Below are 19,519 nucleotides of genomic sequence, written 5' to 3'. Positions count from 1 at the left end.
GGCGGGCGTCACGACAGGCCCCAGGGGAAGAAGGCGACGAAGAGCATGGCCGACACCGCCCAGAAGGCGATGACGAAGACGGTGTCGCGCCCGCGCCACGGCACGATGTGTCGCTCGGTGCGGTCGGGGTGCGCGCCGAACGCGCGGGCGTCCATCGCGAGGGCGACGCGTTCGGCATGACGGATGGCGCCGGCCATGAGCGGGACGACGTACCCGAACCACCGCGCGGCAGCCGCGAAGGGGCCACGGCCGCCGTGGGCGCCGCGCACGCGGTGCGCCTGGCGGATGACGTCCAGCTCGTGGCCGAATCTGGGCACGAAGCGGAACGCAGCCAGCGCCGTGTACCCGATGCGGTAGGGAACGCGCAGCTGCTGCACCGTCGCCCGCACGAGGTCGGGACCCGTCGTCGACAGCCCGGCGATGAGGGTCAGCGCGACGATGGCAGACAGGCGCAACCCGGTGGCGGCGCCCACCGCGAACGCACCGCCGTACATCGTCCAGCCGCCGAGCTGCCAGACCACCACGGACTGGTCCACGCGCGAGGGGTCGGTCCACAGCGCGAACCCGAAGCCGATCACGAGAGCGCTGACGGGCAGCAGCACGAAGAGCACCGCGGCGAGCCGCCTCGTGAAGGCGACGCCGATCAGCAGCACCGCATACGCCAGCAGAAGGAAGGCGGCGGGGGTGGCGGCATCGCGGACGAACACCAGCAGCGCCATGGCCGGAAGCGGCGCGGCCAGCTTCGCCAGCGGGTTGAGCCCGTACAGGAAGCGGACGGCTGATGCCTGGACGCGCGGCGCGTACGCGTCCACAGAGGAGTGCGTGGCCGTCGCGGCCGTGAGCGGGCCGGTGTCGGTCATGCCGCACCTCCCGAGGCGCGCGGGGCGGTCCCGGCGGGTGCGGGCGCCGGTGGCGTCGCCGGCGCGGCGTCGAGGGGCGCGCTCGGCGCGTCGGATGCGCCGGCCGGCCAGGTCGCCGCCAGGGGTGCACCGGGGACGGCGGTGGGGGCGAGGTCCGCGCCGGGAAGGTCTGCGAGGCGGCTGAGCCGGGACAGTTCAGGATGCCGCTGCAGACCCCGCAGCGCACGGCGAAGCGGCGGCGGGCGAAGCCCCGCCCGCGCGACGAGGGCGTCGTTCGCGAAGATCTCGGCGGTCGCCCCGTGCGCCAGCACTCGGCCGTCGGCCAGCACGACGGTGCGGTCGGCGTAGTCCGTCACGAGCTGCATGTCGTGGGTCACCACGACGACCGTGGTGCCCTCGGCGTTGAGCTCCGACAGCAGCGACAGCAGCTCGTCGGCGCGGGCGCGGTCCTGGCCGAACGTCGGCTCGTCGAGCACGAGGACCGGCGCGCCCGCCACCAGCGCGGTGCCGACCGACAGTCGTCGCTTCTGCCCGCCCGACAGCAGGAACGGGTGGCTGTCGGCCTTGGCGGAGAGCCCGAACCGCTCGAGCAGCTCGAGAGTGCGCCGGCGCACCTCGTCGTCCGGAAGGTGCTGACGGCGGAGGCCATGGGCGATCTCGTCGAACACCGTGTGCGCGATGAACTGGTGCTCGGGGTTCTGGAACACGAAACCGATGCGCGTGCTCAGCGTGCGCGCGTCTGCGCGGCCGATGTCGAGTCCGTCGACGTCCACCGTGCTCTTCGGTGGGGAGATGACGCCGGCGAGTGCCTGGATGAGGCTCGTCTTGCCCGCGCCGTTGGCCCCCACCACCGCGACGAACGCGCCGCGTGGCACATCGAGGTCGATGTCGTGCAGCACCTCGCTGCGGCCGCGGCGGAGCCTGAGGCCCCGAACCGTGATGAGCGGAGCGGCCGCCGGGGCGGCATCCGCCGTCGGCACCGTTCGCGATTCCGCCGCGACACCGGGCGTGAGGGCGTGCCGGGCCGGCGCAGGGGCATTCAGCCTGGCTTGTGGACGCGTCGCGTCGCTGACCGGCGCGTCCTCGGCGTCGAGGGCCGACCGGAGCTCGTCGGGGGTCAGTGGGAGCGGGTCGAGGGCGAAGCCCGCGCGGCGCAGCCGCAGCGCGGCGAGCGTCGACACCGGCAGCCACACGCCCATGTCGTGCAGGTCCTCTGCGCGCCCCCGCAGCACCTCGTCGACCGTGCCGTCGGCGGCCAGGCGACCGTCGTGGTCGAGCACGACGACGCGATCGACGAAGCCGATCGCCGCGTCGAGGTTGTGCTCCACCAGCAGGATGGCGCGGTCGCCCGCCGAGACCAGCTCAGCCAGTGCCGCGTAGACCTCCTCGATCCCCGCCGGGTCGAGGTTCGCCGTGGGCTCGTCCAAGACGAGGAGCGGCGATCCCATCGCGAGGGCGCAGGCGATCGCGAGGCGCTGGCGCCCGCCGCCCGACAGGCGGTCGGGGTTCTCCGAACGCCGTTCCCAGAGTCCGACGCGCCGCAGCGCGTCCTCCGCGCGGGCGAGCACCTCGGCGACCGGCATCCGCAGATTCTCGGGGCCGAAGGCCACCTCGTCGAAGACGGTGCCGGTCACCAGCTGCGCGTCGGGATCCTGGAAGACCATCCCGACCCGCGTGCTGAGCTCGGCGACGGGCGTGCTCCGGGTATCGAGGCCGTCGACCTCGATCGAACCGGTGACGTCGGCGGGCACCGCCTGCGGCAGCAGGCCGTTGAGCGCGAGCGTCAGGGTCGACTTGCCGGATCCGCTCGGGCCGAGCAGCAGCACCACCTCGCCGGGGGCGATGTCGAAGGAGACGGATGACGGAGCCGGTGTGGTCTCTCCCTCATGGGTGATGCCGAGCTCGCGCACCCGCAGCAGCGGCACGGCAGAGGACACGGGCATCCGATCGTCGAGGGAAACTTAGCCTTCCCTAACTTACCCGTGCCTTACTCTTCCGCGAAACAACCGCGGGGAGCGAGACGGATGCCTCAGCCGCGGCTGCGACGGGCGACACCTGCGCGGCGGAGCGCATTGCCGATCGCGAGACCCACGGCCGTCCACGCCACCGGACCGACGATGAACAGCGCGACGTAGACGATCTGACCCCACAGCGGAAAGCGAGCCACATCGGCGGCGAACCAGATGGCCACGGCGATGACGGCGCCGACGATCACCGCCGACAGGAAGAAGCGCCAGGGTTCCCACCGCTTGTAGCGGGAGGTCGCCGCGATGATCTCCTGCAGTCCGCCGATCAGGAGGGCGGTGCCGATGTAGCGGCCGATCCACAACGGCACCACGGCGCTGGCCACGAGCGCCGCCACGAGATGCGTGATGAGAGCGACCCACGGGCGCCTCAGCAGCTCCTGCGCGACGACGCCGGGCAGGACGTGCACACCGAGCACCAGTCCGTAGAGGATCGGAGCACCCGCCGAGACGAAGCCGCTGATCGCGCCCGCACCCGCCTGCAGAACACCGGTCGCGACGCCGATGGCGGCGCAGGTGAGCAGAACGCTCGTTGAAATCCGGGTCCGGTCAGCCACCTGCCCAGGGTACTGGGACGCGGCGTCGCGTTTCTCACTGACCTCTCATTTACTGGGATTCTCCTGACAGTTACGTTGGAGATCGCTGCGCCCCGACGATGTGGCGCAGCACTCCCCACAACAAACTGGAGGCCACACATGGGTCGATCCTCCGTGAGAGCAGCCGCGGTCGTCACACTCGCCGCACTGTTCACGGGCACTGCCACAGCAAGTTTCGGCGCCGTACCCGGGGAGGTGACAGCACCCGTTCCGGTGGAAGCAGCCGGCGGCCACTACATCGTCCTCCTGAAGGATGCGCCTCTCGCCACGTACGACGGCGGTGTCAGCGGCATCGCCCCCACCAAGCCGGGCAAGGGCAACCAGCTCGACGCCAGCTCGGCGAACTCGCAGAAGTACGTCGCGCACCTCAAGAAGGAGCAGGCCGACTTCGCCGCTGAGAACGGCGTGACGCCGGCCACCACGTACCAGGTGGTGCTGAACGGCTTCAGCGCCGACCTCAGCGCCGACCAGGTCGGCAAGCTGCAGGGCGACAAGAACGTGCTCGGGGTCTTCCCCGATGAGATCTACCACCCGACCGCCGCGGTCCCCTCGACCGAGTTCCTCGGCCTGGGCTCCGTCGCCGACGGCACCGGCGGGGTCTGGGACAGCCTCGGCGGCACGGCGGGTGCCGGCAAGGGCATCGTCGTCGGCGTCGTCGACACCGGCATCTCGCCCGAGAACCCGGCCTTCGCGGGCAGCAAGCTCAGCACCAAGGCGGGCAGCGAGCCCTACCTGGTCGGCGAGAACATCGTCTACAAGAAGTCCGACGGGGGCACATTCGTCTCGCAGCGTGTGGCCGGCGAGCAGTGGAGCAAGCAGGACTACAGCACCAAGCTGATCGGCGCGCGCTACTTCAACACCGGTGCGGCCGCCGCAGGCTTCTCGTTCAAGACCGATTACGCGTCGCCGCGTGACCTCGAGGGCCACGGCTCGCACACCGCGAGCACCGCCGCCGGCAACTTCGGCGTCTCGGCCTCCGTCGAGGGCATCGACTTCGGCAAGATCTCGGGTGTCGCTCCGGCCGCCAAGGTCGCCGCGTACAAGGCCTGCTATGGCGGACCCGACCCGCTCTCGACCGACGACGACATCTGCGCCGGCAGCGACCTCCTCGCCGCGATCAACGCCGCCGTCGCCGACGGCGTCGACGTCATCAACTACTCGATCGGTGGCGGCTCCGCCACGAGCGTGCTGCAGGCCGACGACATCGCGTTCCTCAACGCCGCCGCCGCGGGCGTGTTCGTCTCGGTGAGCGCCGGAAACGACGGCCCCGACGCCGCCACGGCCGACCACGCATCGCCGTGGTACACGACGGTCGCCGCATCCACCATCCCCACCTACGAGGGAACGGTGCAGTGGAACGGCCAGCAGGCCGTCGGCGCCTCCGTCACGGTGTTCTCGCAGCCCGAGGGCAAGGTCTCGGGCAACGTCGTCTACGCGGGTGAGGCCGCGCTCGCGGGCGCGGCTCCGAACGAGGCCGCGCTCTGCTTCCTGGGCACGCTCGACCCGGCCAAGGTCGCCGGAAAGATCGTCGTCTGCGATCGCGGTACCAACGCCCGTGTCGAGAAGTCGCAGGCCGTGGGCGAGGCGGGTGGCATCGGCATGGTGCTGGTGAACGTCACGCCGGGCTCGCTCGACAACGACTTCCACTCGGTGCCCACCGTTCACATCGACGCGCAGTACCGCGACGCCCTGCTGGCGTACGTCAAGGGCAACCCGGCGGCGACCGTGACCCTCGTCGGCGACAACGTCACCGGCGTCGCGACGCCGACGCCGCAGATCGCGGGCTTCTCGAGCCGCGGACCGATGCTCGCCGACGGCAGCGACGTCATCAAGCCCGACGTCTCGGCCCCGGGTGTGGCGATCCTCGCCGCGACGAACAACGCCAAGGGCTCGGCGCCGACGTTCGGCTTCATGTCGGGCACGTCGATGTCGTCGCCCCACGTCGCCGGTCTCGGTGCGCTGTACCTCGGGAAGTACCCGAAGGCGACGCCGGCCGAGGTCAAGTCCGCGCTCATGACGACCGCGTACGACCTCGTCGACGCCGAGAACGAGCCGGTCACCGACCCGTTCGTCCAGGGCGCGGGCCACGTCGACCCGACCAAGTACTTCAACCCCGGCCTGCTGTACCTCAACGGTGCGGCGGACTGGCAGTCGTACATCGAGGGCGCCCTCGGCGCCGACTACTGGGAGGATGTCGACCCGACCGACCCGAGCGACCTCAACATCGCCTCGATCGGCGTGGGCGCGCTGGCCGGAAACCAGACGATCACCCGCACGGTGACGGCTGCCGCGGCCGGCACGTACACCGCATCGGTCGATGTGCCCGGTGTCGACGCGGTCGTCACGCCCTCCTCGTTCACGATCGAGGCGGGAAAGACGCAGACGTTCACGATCGAGTTCACGAACGCGACGGCCCCCGTCGAGGAGTGGGCGACCGGCTTCCTCACGTGGACCGGCGCCGACACGGAGGTGCGCTCGCCGATCGCGGTGTTCCCCGTGACGGCGGACGCGCCGACCGCGATCTCGGGTGAGGGTGCCGACGGCGACGTCGACGTCACGATCACGCCGGGCTACACCGGAGAGCTGCCGCTGAACCTGTTCGGCCTCGCGAAGGAGAACGTGCTCATCGACGGTGACGAGACCACCGGCGCTGCCACGGACGGCACGACCGAGGTGCTCGTGCAAGTGGCCGCCGGCACCGAGCTCGCGCGGTTCGAGCTCGACTCGTCGGACGACACGGGCAGCGACCTCGACCTCGCGGTCTACCGCGTGGTCAGCGAGACGGATCACCGGTACTACCAGGCGTGGCAGTCCGCGACCGGCTCGGCCGACGAGGCCGTCCAGATCGCGCAGCCGACCGCCGGCTGGTACCTGATCACTGCGGACGTGTACGCGTTCACCGCGCCGTTCACGTGGACCGCGACGAGCGCCCTCGTCGGCGCCGACGGCGTCGGGTCGTTCACTGCGGAGCCCGCGGTGATCGACGCGCAGCAGGCCACGCCCACGACGTACAACCTGTCGTGGTCGGGCCTCGAGGCGGGCAGCTACCTGGGCGTCGTGCGCTACGGCGACTCGCAGGTGCGCACCGTCGTCTCGGTCGACGTCCCGTAACCGTTCCCGCACACGAGAGGCGCCCGGGCTTCGGCCCGGGCGCCTCTTCGTATCGGTGACAGCTCCTAGAGCCGGCGGCGGCGGCGGGTGAGCCGGACGGCGGGCATCGGCGGGGCGGGGATCCGTTCATCGCCGTGGTCGATCACGTGGCCGAAGCGCTCCGTTCCCGACTCCCACGCCTCGCGCGCCTCGACGATCTCTTCGTGCGTGCGACCGACGAAGTTCCACCACATGACGACGTCGTCCTCGAACGGCTCGCCGCCGAGCAGGAACAGGATCGCTCCGGCAGGGCTCGAGATCACGACCTCGTCGCGGTGGATGCCGAGGTACAGCAGGTGGGCCGTGTCGACGGCGACCGTGTCCTCGGCGCCTTCCTCACCGGCCACCTGGGCGTCGCCGGACACGACGACGAGGGCGTGCTCCCAGTCGCGGTTCAACGGCACGCGGACCGCCGAGCCGGCGGGAATCCGCAGCTCGGCGCCGACGATCGGCGTGTAGACGGTCGCAGGGGAGGCCACACCGCCGAGTTCGCCGAGCACCACGGTCGCGGTCCCCGGCGTCCCTGCCGTGGCGGTCAGCTCCAGCTCGGGAAGCACCGCGTGCTGCTCGAAGGCGGGAGCCCCGTGCCGCCGTGCCTCGGGCAGCGCGACCCAGAGCTGCAGGGCGTCCAGTGGTGCGGCATCCGTTCCCACGGAGTACTCGGAGTGCGAGATCCCCGCGCCGCTCGTCATGAGGTTGAGCGCGCCGCGACGCACCACGACGTCGCTGCCCACGGAGTCGCGATGCCGCACCTCGCCGAGGTACGGCCAGGTCACGGTCTGCAGGCCGATGTGCGGGTGCGGTTCGACGCGCATGCGCGTCTGCTGCGGGCCGAAGCGGTCCAGGAAGCACCAGGCTCCGACGAGCGGCAGGTCGCGCTGTGGAAGGGAGCGGTGCACCGACATGGCGCGCACGCCGCCGAGGGGCACCTCGCGCGTCTCGAGCAGCAGTGTGCGCGGGCCGGCGCATTCCACCGCGGATTCGGTGGCGATGGCCGCGTCGGCGTCCAACCGGGTCACGTCGAGGCCACCGGTCACTCGGGGTGCGGCTGGTCGGGCCACTCGACGGTGAGCCCGGGCACCTCGTGCTCGCGCAGGTACTTCGCCACCACGGGGCAATGCGGCACGACGGTCTCGCCGCGGCGCGCGGCATCAGCCATCGCCTCGCGTACGACCGTCTGCGCGAGGCCGCGCCCGCGGAGGGCGGGGTCGACCTCGGTGTGCGGGAAGTGCAGGCGTCCGCGGGCGTCGGCGCGGAACACGGTGAACCCCGCGAGCACGCCGTCGACGTGCACCTCGTATCGGCGGTCTTCGTCGTTGCGGGTCACGATGGTCTGCGCATCGGTGTCGGTCACAGGAATCCTTCCGTCGTGCTTCTCAACGTACGTCTCCGCCGCGTGATTCCGCCAGCGGGGAGACGCACGCGCCCCCCTGGCGGGACGGGTGCCGCAGGTCTATGGTCGGCATCATCCGCGGTGTGCGCGGTTCGATTCGGGGGAATCGATCCTGTCAGGGATTCGAAGGGGAATCATGAAACGACGTCTACTGGCCGCGCTCGCGGCCGTCGCGCTCGGAGCCGGCATGCTCGTCGCCGGCGCGGCCGCGCCCGCCACGGCCTCACCGCTGATGGTCGCCAAGCACGTCGCTCTCGGCGACTCGATCGCCGCAGGCCAAGGGGGTGGCGCCCCGCTGGACGCCTGCGCCCGGACCGACGGTGGTTACGCGGCGCAGCTCGATGAGGAGCCGAAGTTCAACCTGCTGCGCAATGCGGCGTGCAGCGGCGCCACGATCGCGGACACCCTGTCACAGCTGTCGCAGCTGAACCGCGGGACGACCGTTGTGACGCTCACTGTCGGCGCGAACGACCTCGGTCTGGATCAGGTCTACGCGGCCTGCTCGATCGCCGCCGCCGGCGGGGACGCCGCACCCTGCCTCGCCGCGATCCAGGGCGCCGTCAGCTCGGCACCGGGGATCGTCGCTCCCCTCACGTCGCTGATCGGCGCGATCGCCGAGCGCGCGCCGGATGCGACGATCGTCGTCACCGGGTACCCGTATCTGCTCGAGTCGCCGCCGGATCTTCCGCAGTTCGCGCAGCTCGCCGCGCTCGTCGCCGCCGTGAACGGTGCGACCGACGCGCTCAACGCCGCCATCCAGGCCGCCGTCGCCACCGCTGCCGCGGGTGGTGTCGACGTCCGTTATGCGGACGTGGTCGACGCCTTCGCGGGGCACGGAGTGCAGCTCGTGCCGGGTGTGCCCAGCGATCCGTGGTTCGGAGTCGACCCGGTGGGCGATCCGGCGGGGTACCTCCACCCGACGTACGAGGGGTACGCCGCCTACACCGACGTCATCCTCGCGCAGGTGGGGCGCTGAACGACCCCCGCAGCATCCGGTTCGTCTGAGTCGTCGGGCGCCGCCACCGCTTCCTCGGTGGCGGCGTCCCCGTCTCGGCGTTGCCGAGCCGGCCTGCCATCGGCGCGCTCCGTGACACGGGCGCGGATGCTGCGACCTGGCAGACTCGGACGGTGACGCTTCTCGAGACCATCGCGACCGCAGCGGAGGCGTCCGGCGCGCGCGCAGGTGGGCCCGACGCCGACGCGCTCTACGACGCGTTCGTCGAGTGGGCGGCCGACGAGGGCTTCGCACTGTACCCGGCACAGGACGAAGCGGTCATCGAGATCGTGTCGGGCTCGCACGTGATCCTGTCGACGCCGACGGGCACGGGCAAGTCGCTGGTGGCCGTGGCGGCACACGCCGCGTGCCTGGCTCGCGGCGGCCGCACGTACTACACGGCGCCGATCAAGGCGCTCGTGAGCGAGAAGTTCTTCACGCTCGTCGACATCTTCGGCGCCGCGAATGTGGGCATGGTCACGGGGGATTCGTCGGTGAACCCCGACGCCCCGATCGTCTGCTGCACGGCCGAGATCCTCGCGAACCTCGCCCTCCGCCAGGGTGCGGATGCCGCCGTGGACCAGGTCGTGATGGACGAGTTCCACTACTACGGCGACCCCGACCGCGGCTGGGCCTGGCAGGTGCCGCTGTTACTGCTGCCGCGAGCCCAGTTCGTGCTGATGTCGGCGACCCTGGGCGACGTCGCCGCGATCGCGGAGGACCTGGAGCGCCGGACCGACCGCGTCGTCTCGCGGATCACCGGCGTCGACCGCCCCGTACCGCTTCACTTCTCCTACGCCCGCACCCCCGTGCACGAGACCGTCGAGGAGCTGCTACAGACCGGTGAGGCGCCGGTGTACATCGTGCACTTCTCGCAGGCCGCCGCGATGGAGCGGGCGCAGGCACTGTCCAGCATCCGGATCGTCTCCCGCGAGCAGCGGGACGCCATCGCCGAGGCCATCGGCGGTTTCCGTTTCACGACGGCGTTCGGCCGGATCCTATCGCGGTACGTGCGGGCCGGCATCGGGGTGCACCACGCCGGAATGCTGCCGCGGTACCGCCGGCTCGTCGAGACGCTCGCGCAGCGGGGCCTTCTGCGGGTGATCTGCGGCACCGACACGCTCGGCGTGGGCATCAACGTGCCCATCCGCACGGTGATGATCACGGCGCTGTCGAAGTACGACGGCACGAAGATGCGCCAGCTGTCGGCCCGCGAGTTCCACCAGATCTCGGGCCGCGCCGGCCGGGCCGGCTACGACACCTCGGGCACCGTCGTCGTGATGGCGCCCGAGTGGGAGATCGAGAACGAGGCCGCGCTGCGCAAGGCGGGCGACGACGCCGCGAAGCGCAAGAAGATCGTGCGCAAGAAGGCGCCGACCGGCGTCGTCAACTGGGGGCTCGGATCCTTCGAGCGCCTTGTGGAGGCCGAACCCGAGCCGCTCGTGCCGCAGCTCTCGCTGACCGCCGCGATGCTGATCAACGTCATCGCCCGCGGCGGCGACGTGTTCGAGAACGTCCGGTCGCTCGTCTTCGACAACCACGAACCGCGCGCCAGGCGCTATGAGCTCGCGCGCCGGGCGATCGCGATCTTCCGCACGCTGCTCACGGCCGGCGTGGTCGAGATCGACCGCGGCGGCGCGGATGCTGCGGGCGACGCGCCAGCGGCGTCTGGAGGGGGCGTGGGGAGCATCCGGAATCGGATCCGCCTCACCGTCGACCTGCAGCCGAACTTCGCCCTCAACCAGCCGCTGTCGCCGTTCGCGCTCGCCGCGATCGGCCTGCTGGACCCCGAGGACGCGCCGGGCGCGGCAGGGACCGGCCACTACGCGCTCGACGTGGTGAGCGTCATCGAGGCGACGCTCGACGATCCGCGTCAGATCCTCTCGCAGCAGGAGTACCGGGCGCGCGGCGAGGCCGTCGCGGCGATGAAGCAGGACGGGCTCGACTACGACGAGCGCATGGCGGCGCTCGAGGAGGTCACGTATCCGAAGCCGCTCGAGGAGCTGCTGAGCCAGGCCTTCGAGGTGTTCGCGTCGAGCCAGCCGTGGATCCGCGACTTCGAGCTGTCGCCGAAGTCGGTGGTCCGCGACATGTTCGAGCGGGCGCTGTCGTTCTCGGAGCTCATCTCGCTGTACCAGCTGTCGCGCAGCGAGGGGCTGGTGCTGCGGTACCTGTCGGACGCGTACCGCGCGATCCGGCAGACCGTGCCGACCGAGGCGCAGACAGACGAGCTCCACGACATCGTCGCCTGGTTGGGCGAGGTGGTGCGGCAGGTCGACTCGAGCCTCGTCGACGAGTGGGAGGCGCTCGTCAATCCCGTCGAAGACCCCACGGCACCGGTCGTGCCTCCGGCCCCGCCGTCGGTGCTCACCAACCGTCGTGCGTTCGGCGTGCTGGTGCGCAACGAGCTGTTCCGCCGCGTGCAGCTGGCCGCCCTGCAGCGCGACGACGAGCTCACCGAGCTCGACCCCGACGTCGACTGGCCGGCCGCGCTGGACGCGTACTTCGACGAGCACGACGAGATCCTCACCGGCGGGCCCGCACGGTCGCCGCGACTCGTGACGGTGGACGAGACGGATGCCGCGGCATCCGGTGTCTGGCGTGTCGAGCAGACGATCGACGACCCGGCCGGCGATCACGACTGGCGCATCCGCGGCGTCGTCGAGCTGGCGGCATCCGAAGAGACCGGCGCGGCCGTGGTGCGCGTGACCGAGGTCGTCCGGCTCTGAGCCGCGCGGTCGCCGGAATGGTGGGCGCGGCGGTCAGCCGAGGCCGACGCCGCCGTCGGTGGAGAGCACCTGGCCGACCACCCAGGCGCCCTCGGGTGTCGCGAGCCAGCCGATGAGCCGCGCGGGATCGGCGGGCTCGCCGTAGCGGCCGAACGGGGTCGACCGCATCCACTCTTCGATCTGCTCCAGCGGCCGGTCGGTCGTCTCGGGGTCGAGGTAGCCGGTGTTGACGGGGCCGGGGTCGATCGTGTTGAGGATGATCCCGAGATCGAGCAGCTCCGCCGCCACGGTCTTCGTGACGCCGGCGAGCGCCGCCTTGCTGGCGGCGTACGCGACCTCGCCGCGCATCGGACCGTGGATCTGCCCCGACGTCATCCAGAACACCCGCCCGACCGGCTCGGCGAAGGGGCGGCGACGTTCGACGCGCTCGCCCGGCCGTGCGGCGATGCCGTCGCCGGCGTGCAGCGCGGCGAACTCGCGGGTGAGCAGGATCGTCGAGCGGGCGTTGGTCTGCCAGAACGCGTCGAGCCGGTCGGCCGTCATGTCGAGGATCGATCCGTCGTCGCCCGACTGTGCGTGGTTGCACACCAGGATGTCGAGTCGCCCGGTGAGCGCCCGCGCCGCGTCGATGACGAGCGGGACGGATGCCGCGTCCCGCAGGTCGGCGCTCACGTCGCCGAGCTGCGCGCCTGTGGTGAGCTCGGTTCGCAGGCTGTCGCGCACGGCGTCGAGGTCGTCGCCACCCCACGGCAGGCGCGTGTCGTGCGGGCGGTAGTGGTGGAGGAAGACGTCGGCGCCGAGCCGCGCGAACTGGGTCGCGACGGCGTAGCCGATGCCGCGCCGGCGCGAGACGCCGGTGACGAGGGCGGTCTTGCCGCGCAGCGGCAGGGACGTGGAGGAGAACATGCGATGCCTTTCGAGGACGTCCGGGTCGGCGAGGTCCACCCGGTTGAGCGCCCGATGGGAGCGACGAGAGTCGCGAGACGGCCCGGAATCAGCGACGCGCGGGTCGCTGCATGCGAGTGGGTGACGGGGGCGGGGTCACAGGCATTGCATGGCCACGACGATAACGGATGCCCGTGCCGCCTGCACGCGGGCGGCGCGGGTTGAGGCAGGGGCCGGACGCGTCCGGGATGATGGCGGTATGCCGACCTACGTGGCGTTCCTTCGCGCGATCAACCTCGGAGCCAACCGGAAGTTCGCGAAGGACGACATCCGACGGGTCGTCGAGAGCATCGGATTCACCGATGTCGAGACGCACATCAACACCGGCAACGTGCGGTTCACCACTCCGATGCGCTCGAGGGCGAAGATCGAGAAGGCGCTCGAGGATGCCTTCGCCGCCGACCGCGGGTTCGACGTCCCGACGATGGTGTTCACCACGGCGGAGGTCGCCGACATCGCGGGCGAGGCGGCGGCTCTCAGTGCCGAGCGCCCCGGACTGGAGCGGCACTACGTCTATCTGCTCAAGGAGGAGCTGCCACCCGGCGTCGTGGCACGAGTGGAAGAGCTCGCAACGGATGCCGGCGGCATGGTCGTGCGAGGCCGCGTCGCGCACGCGCTGCTCGGGCCCGGATACCAGGCGGGCACGGTCGATCCGCTCGGTGCGGCGAAGCTGCTCGGCGTGGCGACCAACCGCAACGTCAACGTCATCACCGCCATCGCCGCCAAGTGGTGCTGAGCGCGAGGCGGTGCTGAGGAGCGCAGCGGTGCGCCTCTCCTCCCCAACCCGGGCCCTCCGGCGGATGCCGCCGGCGTTCTCCGCCGGCTCGCTTGCAGGGGGACCGCGTCGGATGCCGCGGCTACGCTGGGACGGGTGACCATCCCGCAGGGCGACCCGTACGCCGACCTCGCGTGGGAGCCCGACCTCCTGCCTCCCGAGTTCGGCGATGCGCCCCCGCCGGACGCCGCGTGGGCGCCCCCGGAGGACGGCTGGCAGCCGCCGCCCGACTACGCAGCCGGCGGCTCAGCCGACCTCGACCCGTTCGCCGGCGCGGGTCCGCGGCGCGACTTCACGGGGGCCGACCCGCGCACCGTGCTGCGCGAGGTCTACGGGTACGACGCGTTCCGGGGCGAGCAGGCCGCGATCGTCGACCAGGTGGTCTCGGGCGGCGACGCCGTCGTGCTCATGCCCACCGGCGGCGGTAAGAGCGTCTGCTACCAGGTGCCGGCGCTGGTGCGTCCGGGCACCGGGCTCGTGGTGAGTCCGCTCATCGCCCTCATGCACGACCAGGTCGACGCGCTCGTCGCCAACGGCGTGCGCGCGGCCTACCTCAACTCGACGCAGGCGCCGCCCGAGCGCGCCGCCGTCGAGCGCGCGTACCTGGCCGGCGAGCTCGACCTGCTGTACGTCGCTCCCGAGCGGCTCAACACCGAGACCACCCTGCGGTTCCTCGGCCGCGGAAAGCTCAGTGTCATCGCGATCGACGAGGCGCACTGCGTGTCGCAGTGGGGCCACGACTTCCGGCCGGACTACCTGGCGCTGGGGGCCCTGGCCGAGCGATTCCCCGGCGTGCCGCGCCTCGCGCTGACCGCGACGGCGACGCCTGCCACGCACCGCGAGATGACGGAGCGGCTTCAGCTGCCGCGGGCGCGGCACTTCGTGTCGAGCTTCGACCGGCCGAACATCCAGTACCGCATCGAGGCGAAGTCCGACCCACGGCGTCAGCTCGTCGCCTTCATCCGTTCCCAGGGCGGCGGATCGGCCGGCATCGTGTACGCGTTGAGCCGCAAGTCGGTCGAGCAGACCGCCGAGTTCCTGTCCGCGCAGGGCGTCGACGCGCTGCCCTATCACGCGGGGCTGCCCGCCGAGACGCGCGCCGCCAACCAGTCCCGGTTCCTTCGTGAGGACGGCGTCGTCATGGTCGCGACGATCGCCTTCGGCATGGGCATCGACAAGCCCGACGTCCGGTTCGTCGCGCACATCGACCTCCCGAAGTCCGTCGAGGGCTACTACCAGGAGACCGGCCGGGCCGGCCGCGACGGGGAGCCGTCCGTCGTGTGGATGGCCTACGGACTCGGCGACGTGGTGCAGCAGCGACGCATGATCGATCAGTCGCCCGGAGACCGCGCCTTCAAGACCCGTCTCGGGCAGCACCTCGACGCGATGCTGGCTCTCTGCGAGACGATCGGATGCCGCCGCCAGAACCTGCTCGACTACTTCGGCGAGGCCTCCGCGCCCTGCGGCAACTGCGACACCTGCCTCGAAGCGCCTGAGACGTGGGACGGGCTCGTTCCCGCTCAGAAGCTGCTGTCGACGATCGTGCGGCTGCAGCGCGAGCGCGGCCAGGCGTTCGGAGCCGGCCACCTCATCGACATCCTGCGCGGTGGATCCACCGACCGCGTCCGCCAGCAGGGTCACGACAAGCTCTCGACGTACGGCCTCGGTGCCGACCTCAGCGAGCAGGACTGGCGCAGTGTCATCCGCCAACTGCTCGCCCGCGGCATCCTGGTCGCCCGCGGCGAGTACGGCACGCTCGCCCTGGGTGAGCCGGCCGCCGGGGTGCTGCGCGGTGAGACGCCGGTGCCGCTGCGCCGCGACGTCATGGGTCGCTCCGGCGGTGTCGCCCGCGTGCGCAAGACCGCGGCGCCCGACAGCCTCGACCCGGCGAACCTCGGCGTGTTCGAGGCGCTGCGCGCCTGGCGCGCGGGTGTCGCGAAAGAGCTCGGCGTGCCCGCCTACATCGTCTTCGGCGACGCCACGCTGCGCGCGCTCGCCGAGCGCCGCCCCGGCAGCCTCGCCGACCTCGACGGCGTCTCGGGCATCGGTGCGAAGAAGCGCGAGGCCTACGGCGAGGCGGTGCTCGAGGTCATCGGCCGCGCCGCGTAGCGACGGATCGCCGGGTCGTCGCCGCCGGAGCGATTGCATTGGTCGCATCGAGTGACCAGTTGCGACCACCTCTGACAGGTGCATCGCCGACGATCCGGTCGGCCTATTCCTTCCGGGGCATGCATCTGTTCTCGATCCGTTATGCGATGGGACCGAGTCGTCTCCCGCGGTTGAGTACGTTGGCCACATGACGCACCGTCCCCTCGCCATCGCAATGATCGCGGTGTCGTTCCTCCTCGCTGGATGTGCTGCAACGCCGGCTCCTGCTGAGACGATCGCGACTCGCACACCGACCCCCACTGCAACACCCACGCTCACGCCTGAGGCGTCGCCCAAGGTGCCGTTCGGCGGTGACTGTTCGACCGTGCTTTCCGCCGATGTCGTCGCCGACATCTTCGACGGCGAGAGCCCGACGATCAGCGCGAGGAACTACCTGCGTGGCGTGATGCCCGATGTGTCGGGCTCAATCGCTCAACTCGGTGGGTTGGCCTGCAATTGGGTATCGGAGGCATCGCAGATCCGGTATCTCGGGATCGCCGTCGTACCGGTGGAAGCCGTGCCGGCCGACGTCCTTGCCGCCCGCACCTCCTTCGGCTGCTATGGCTGGAGCATCTGCGGTCGAGGTGAAGTGAGATCGGGGATGTGGGTGCTGGCAGAAACGCCGCAATTTCAGCAGACGGATGAGGCGCCATCGGAAGCAGAGATGCGCCTCCTGAAGTCCGCGGTGGATCGATCGATCAGCTCCGTCTTCGCCCAGCCTCAAGCCGACTTCGCGGGCTTCCCGACCACCCCCACCGAAGACTGGTGGAGCCTGCCGCCGTGCGAGACGCTCCAGAGTGCTGCCTCAGAAGCGGCAGGGATGACGGCTCTCGAGCCGGGCTTTCCCGGAGACAACGTCCCTGAGGGACCGACGTGGGAGGTTCTCGAGCCGTCAGGGGTCGTGCGGTGGTGCCCGTGGTACGAGAACGTGGATCGCTCCAGCCTCATCACGGTGCTCCACCTGCAGTCGGGGGTGGGCGCTCCGTCCGATGAACAGCTGAGGGTCGCGCACGCCGAGCCGACGGCCATCCCGGGCGCAGATGCGGCATACCGCTTCGTTGAGGAGTACTCGGGCGGGGGTCGAAGCGTCCAGACCCTGGCTGTCGTCGGGCCGAACCGTCTGCTCGTGAGTGGAGACCAGTCTGAAGCCGTCGCCGCCGCGGTCATCGCGGCGCTCGCGCGCTGACACGTTCCCACACGCGCTCATCGCCGAGCCGCCGGCTCGGACGGTCCCGGCCGAAGCGGTGACAACCGCGGTCATATCCGGAAAGATCGCGCTCGGACTGTCTTGCCCGGTGCGCATCGCGCCGGTGGACGAGAAGATCGTGAGCGGGACGCTCGTCCCGCAGGAAGGAACGCGATGAGCAATCTCGCAGCCGTCATGCCGGAACTGGGCCGCATCGAGATCCGCGACCTCCCCGAGCCGCAGCCCGGGCCGCGCGACGCGATCGTCGCGATCGAGGCGGTCGGAGTCTGCGGGTCCGACACCGCGTACTTCACCTACGGCCGGATCGGCGACTGGGTGGTCGATGGGCCGCTCATCCTCGGCCACGAGGTATCGGGCCGGGTGGTGGCGATCGGCGAGGGCGTGACGCAGGTCGCCGTGGGCGACCGCGTCGCCATCGAGCCGGGCACGCCGTGCCGCGACTGCGAGGACTGTCTCGCGGGGCGCTACCACCTCTGCCCGCGGCTGAAGTTCCTGGCGACACCGCCGTACGACGGCGCGCTGGTGCAGCGTGTCGCGCTCGACGAGCGCAATCTCTTCGTGGTGCCGGACGGCATGTCCTACGAAGAGGCCGCTCTCTGCGAGCCGCTCTCCGTCGGCATCTGGGCCTGTCGCCGCGCCGACCTGCGCGCCGGCGAGCGCGTGCGGGTGTCGGGAGCGGGGCCGGTCGGCATCCTCGCGGCGCAGGTCGCCCGCGCACTCGGGGCATCGTCGGTCGTGATCAGCGACGTCGCCGAGTTCCGCCTCGACAAGGCACGGGAGCTGGGCTTCGAGGTGGAGCACAGCGGAGCGATCGGCGAAGGCCCCGGGCACGAGGACGCCGACGTCCTCCTCGAGTGCTCGGGTGCGCCGGGCGTGCTGGCGCAGGGCCTGTGGCGGCTGCGCAACGGCGGACGGGCGGCGATGGTCGGGATGCCGAAGCAGGACGTGTCGCTCCCGCTGTCGCGGCTGAACGTGAAGGAGATCTCGATCGCGCTCGTCAACCGGTACGCGCACACGTGGCCGACGGCGATCTCGCTCGTCTCCTCGGGGCGCGTCGACGTGTCGGCGCTCGTGACGCACCGCTTCCCGCTCGAGCAGACCCAGGACGCCCTCACGCTCGCGTCCCGCGTGCCCGACTCGCTCAAGGCCGTCGTGTACCCGCAAGGGATTCCGTCCGAGTAGGCCCCGGCGGCGAGAAGCGGTGGGTTCTCGCCGCCGCAGCCTGCGGCGACGGACTGAGGCGTCTCAGCGGCGCGGCAGCACGTCGTCGAGGTGGGCGTCGAGGTGGGCGGCGACATCCACCGCGTCGCGGTCGTAGAGCCACTGGTACTGCAGCCCGTCCCACAGCGCGGTGAGCCAGACCGCCTCGAACTCGGGATCGCGGTGTGCGGGCAGATCGCCGTCCTCCTGAGCCGCACGGAAGAGCGCTGCGAAGTGGTCGACGACCCCGCGGAAGCGCTCCTGGAAGTACGCATGCGCCGGGTGGTCGGCGGGCACGGCCTCGCACGAGAGTACGGCGTACACCTCGATGAGCCCGGGTGCCTTCGCAGCGTTCTCGGTCGCTCCGCGAGAGAGGGCTCGCAGTTCCTCGGCCGCGCGGTCGGCGGGCGAGTACGAGTCGCGCGACTCGATAAGGCGATCGCGGTGGGTGAGCACGGCGCTGAGCAGCTCCTCCTTCGAGCCGTAATAGTGCAGCAGCGTCGACTTCGAGACGCCGACCCGCTCCGCGATGTCGCGGAGGCTGGTGTCTCCGTACCCCTCTTCGGCGAAGAGTACGGTCGCGCCGTCGAGGATGTGCGCGCGGCGCTCGCGGCCGACCCGGTAGCCCAGCGGCGATTCCGTGTCGGCCGGCATGAACGACGGCATCGACGGCACCGGCGCCGGGGTGGCGGTCGGCTCAGGTTCGTCGTGCTCGCGCCAGCCGACGGGCAGGGCCAGCGATGCCTCGTGGGTCTCCAGCGCCTCGACGATGTCGACGCGATCGGGCAGGTACTGCGCCAGCAGCTGGAGGCCGTCCCAGGCGGCCGCGACGCGCACCGCCTCGCCCGCGGGGTCGCGGTCGGCGGCGACCGTGTCCTGCGCGATGGCTTCACCGATCACGTCGGTCGACTGGTCGCGCAGGCGCGCGTAGCGGTCGCGCATGATCTGGTGCGCGGGATGGCGGGGAGTGGATCCCTCCCCTGTGAGCGCCGCGAACAGCGCGAGGTAGCCGGGCACGGTCTCGTTGCGCCGCGCGACGTCGCTGTACGCGAGGGTCCCCGGATCCTGGGCGGCCATCCGCTCGAGCAGCTCCAGCTCGGTGTCGCGCTCGAAGAGATCCACGACCGCCGCGAGCACCTCGTCCTTGGTCGCGAAATGGCGGAGGAGTCCTGGGTGGCTGATGCCGGCGGCAGCGGCCACGTCGCGGAGCGAAGTGGCGCGGTAGCCCCGCGTCACGAACGCATCGTGCGCCGCGGCGACGATGGCGGCTCGCGTCCGCTCGGTGCGCGCGGTGCGGATGGAGCCCGGCGCCGCAGTGGTCACGTCCTGGCACCCCCTTCTCCGCGGCTCCCCGCTATCGCTCCATCATATCGCCGTGGTCTTACCAATCGGTCTACTTTCAGTTACCAATCGATCGGGATTCATGTATCGTCGTGCAGTGACGCGCGTCGGAGCCGACACGCGCCGCACCCGAGGAAGGAATCCGATCGCGGCTACA

General features: G+C 71.2%; 14 protein-coding genes. 7 read left to right on the top strand and 7 right to left on the bottom strand.

What is annotated here, in order from left to right; translation table 11 throughout:
* Positions 1 to 8: 8 nt before the first annotated feature.
* The 3 genes from Q9R08_RS01980 to Q9R08_RS01970 form a co-directional block, all read right to left on the bottom strand.
* Positions 9 to 860 (bottom strand): energy-coupling factor transporter transmembrane component T, encoded by an 852-nt coding sequence (locus tag Q9R08_RS01980; protein ID WP_308866137.1) that lies wholly within the window; start codon positions 858 to 860, stop codon positions 9 to 11.
* Positions 857 to 2,803, bottom strand: a complete 1,947-nt coding sequence (locus Q9R08_RS01975; protein ID WP_308866135.1) for an ABC transporter ATP-binding protein — start codon at positions 2,801 to 2,803, stop codon at positions 857 to 859. Before Q9R08_RS01975 ends, Q9R08_RS01980 begins: the two co-directional genes overlap by 4 nt.
* 86 nt (positions 2,804 to 2,889) lie before the next feature.
* Complete coding sequence (locus tag Q9R08_RS01970) at positions 2,890 to 3,441, bottom strand: ECF transporter S component (protein ID WP_308866134.1); 552 nt, start codon at positions 3,439 to 3,441, stop codon at positions 2,890 to 2,892.
* 138 nt (positions 3,442 to 3,579) lie between these two features.
* On the opposite strand from Q9R08_RS01970, the gene Q9R08_RS01965 reads away from it, so the two are divergent.
* Complete coding sequence (locus tag Q9R08_RS01965) at positions 3,580 to 6,591, top strand: S8 family serine peptidase (protein ID WP_308866133.1); 3,012 nt, start codon at positions 3,580 to 3,582, stop codon at positions 6,589 to 6,591.
* A gap of 65 nt (positions 6,592 to 6,656) precedes the next feature.
* Here Q9R08_RS01965 and Q9R08_RS01960 read toward each other — a convergent pair whose 3' ends face one another.
* Both Q9R08_RS01960 and Q9R08_RS01955 read right to left on the bottom strand, forming a co-directional pair.
* On the bottom strand, positions 6,657 to 7,649 hold the full coding sequence (locus Q9R08_RS01960) for a pirin family protein (RefSeq protein ID WP_308866132.1): 993 nt from the start codon (positions 7,647 to 7,649) through the stop codon (positions 6,657 to 6,659).
* Between the two features lie 14 nt (positions 7,650 to 7,663).
* Positions 7,664 to 7,984 (bottom strand): GNAT family N-acetyltransferase, encoded by a 321-nt coding sequence (locus tag Q9R08_RS01955; protein WP_308866131.1) that lies wholly within the window; start codon positions 7,982 to 7,984, stop codon positions 7,664 to 7,666.
* Between the two features lie 175 nt (positions 7,985 to 8,159).
* Here Q9R08_RS01955 and Q9R08_RS01950 point away from each other — a divergent pair, with 175 nt between their 5' ends.
* Complete coding sequence (locus tag Q9R08_RS01950) at positions 8,160 to 8,999, top strand: SGNH/GDSL hydrolase family protein (RefSeq protein ID WP_308866130.1); 840 nt, start codon at positions 8,160 to 8,162, stop codon at positions 8,997 to 8,999.
* Between the two features lie 152 nt (positions 9,000 to 9,151).
* Positions 9,152 to 11,746, top strand: coding sequence for a DEAD/DEAH box helicase (locus tag Q9R08_RS01945; RefSeq protein ID WP_418001301.1), 2,595 nt, complete (start codon positions 9,152 to 9,154; stop codon positions 11,744 to 11,746).
* Positions 11,747 to 11,779: 33 nt separating this feature from the next.
* On the opposite strand, the gene Q9R08_RS01940 is transcribed toward Q9R08_RS01945, so the two are convergent.
* On the bottom strand, positions 11,780 to 12,652 hold the full coding sequence (locus Q9R08_RS01940) for an SDR family oxidoreductase (protein WP_308866129.1): 873 nt from the start codon (positions 12,650 to 12,652) through the stop codon (positions 11,780 to 11,782).
* 238 nt (positions 12,653 to 12,890) lie between these two features.
* Between Q9R08_RS01940 and Q9R08_RS01935 the strand changes: the two genes are divergently transcribed.
* From Q9R08_RS01935 to Q9R08_RS01920, 4 genes are all read left to right on the top strand, one after another.
* Positions 12,891 to 13,427, top strand: coding sequence for a DUF1697 domain-containing protein (locus Q9R08_RS01935; protein WP_308866128.1), 537 nt, complete (start codon positions 12,891 to 12,893; stop codon positions 13,425 to 13,427).
* Positions 13,428 to 13,562: 135 nt separating this feature from the next.
* The gene (gene recQ, locus Q9R08_RS01930; RefSeq protein ID WP_308866127.1) at positions 13,563 to 15,575 is read left to right on the top strand and encodes a DNA helicase RecQ; all 2,013 of its coding nucleotides are present in this window, start codon (positions 13,563 to 13,565) and stop codon (positions 15,573 to 15,575) included.
* 337 nt (positions 15,576 to 15,912) lie between these two features.
* Positions 15,913 to 16,800 carry a hypothetical protein gene (locus tag Q9R08_RS01925; RefSeq protein WP_308866126.1) on the top strand — a complete coding sequence of 296 codons (888 nt, stop codon included), beginning with the start codon at positions 15,913 to 15,915 and terminating at the stop codon, positions 16,798 to 16,800.
* A 174-nt stretch (positions 16,801 to 16,974) separates the two neighbouring features.
* A complete protein-coding gene (locus tag Q9R08_RS01920; protein ID WP_308866125.1) occupies positions 16,975 to 18,003 on the top strand; it encodes an NAD(P)-dependent alcohol dehydrogenase in 1,029 nt (342 codons plus the stop codon).
* A gap of 63 nt (positions 18,004 to 18,066) precedes the next feature.
* Here the strand turns inward: Q9R08_RS01920 and Q9R08_RS01915 are convergent, their stop codons facing one another.
* Positions 18,067 to 19,344, bottom strand: a complete 1,278-nt coding sequence (locus tag Q9R08_RS01915; protein WP_308866124.1) for a TetR/AcrR family transcriptional regulator — start codon at positions 19,342 to 19,344, stop codon at positions 18,067 to 18,069.
* Between the last annotated feature and the right edge of the window lie 175 nt (positions 19,345 to 19,519).

Source organism: Microbacterium psychrotolerans, assembly GCF_031085295.1.
Lineage (GTDB): Bacteria > Actinomycetota > Actinomycetes > Actinomycetales > Microbacteriaceae > Microbacterium > Microbacterium psychrotolerans.
This window is presented reverse-complemented; position numbering and strand designations above follow the sequence as displayed.

Excerpts from the sequence above, each read along its gene's own strand:
- Q9R08_RS01980 (WP_308866137.1), bottom strand. The coding sequence starts at position 860 with ATGACCGACACCGGCCCGCTCACGGCCGCGACGGCCACGCACTCCTCT.
- Q9R08_RS01975 (WP_308866135.1), bottom strand. The coding sequence starts at position 2,803 with ATGCCCGTGTCCTCTGCCGTGCCGCTGCTGCGGGTGCGCGAGCTCGGC.
- Q9R08_RS01965 (WP_308866133.1), top strand. The coding sequence starts at position 3,580 with ATGGGTCGATCCTCCGTGAGAGCAGCCGCGGTCGTCACACTCGCCGCA.
- Q9R08_RS01950 (WP_308866130.1), top strand. The coding sequence starts at position 8,160 with ATGAAACGACGTCTACTGGCCGCGCTCGCGGCCGTCGCGCTCGGAGCC.
- Q9R08_RS01940 (WP_308866129.1), bottom strand. The coding sequence starts at position 12,652 with ATGTTCTCCTCCACGTCCCTGCCGCTGCGCGGCAAGACCGCCCTCGTC.
- Q9R08_RS01935 (WP_308866128.1), top strand. The coding sequence starts at position 12,891 with ATGCCGACCTACGTGGCGTTCCTTCGCGCGATCAACCTCGGAGCCAAC.
- Q9R08_RS01920 (WP_308866125.1), top strand. The coding sequence starts at position 16,975 with ATGAGCAATCTCGCAGCCGTCATGCCGGAACTGGGCCGCATCGAGATC.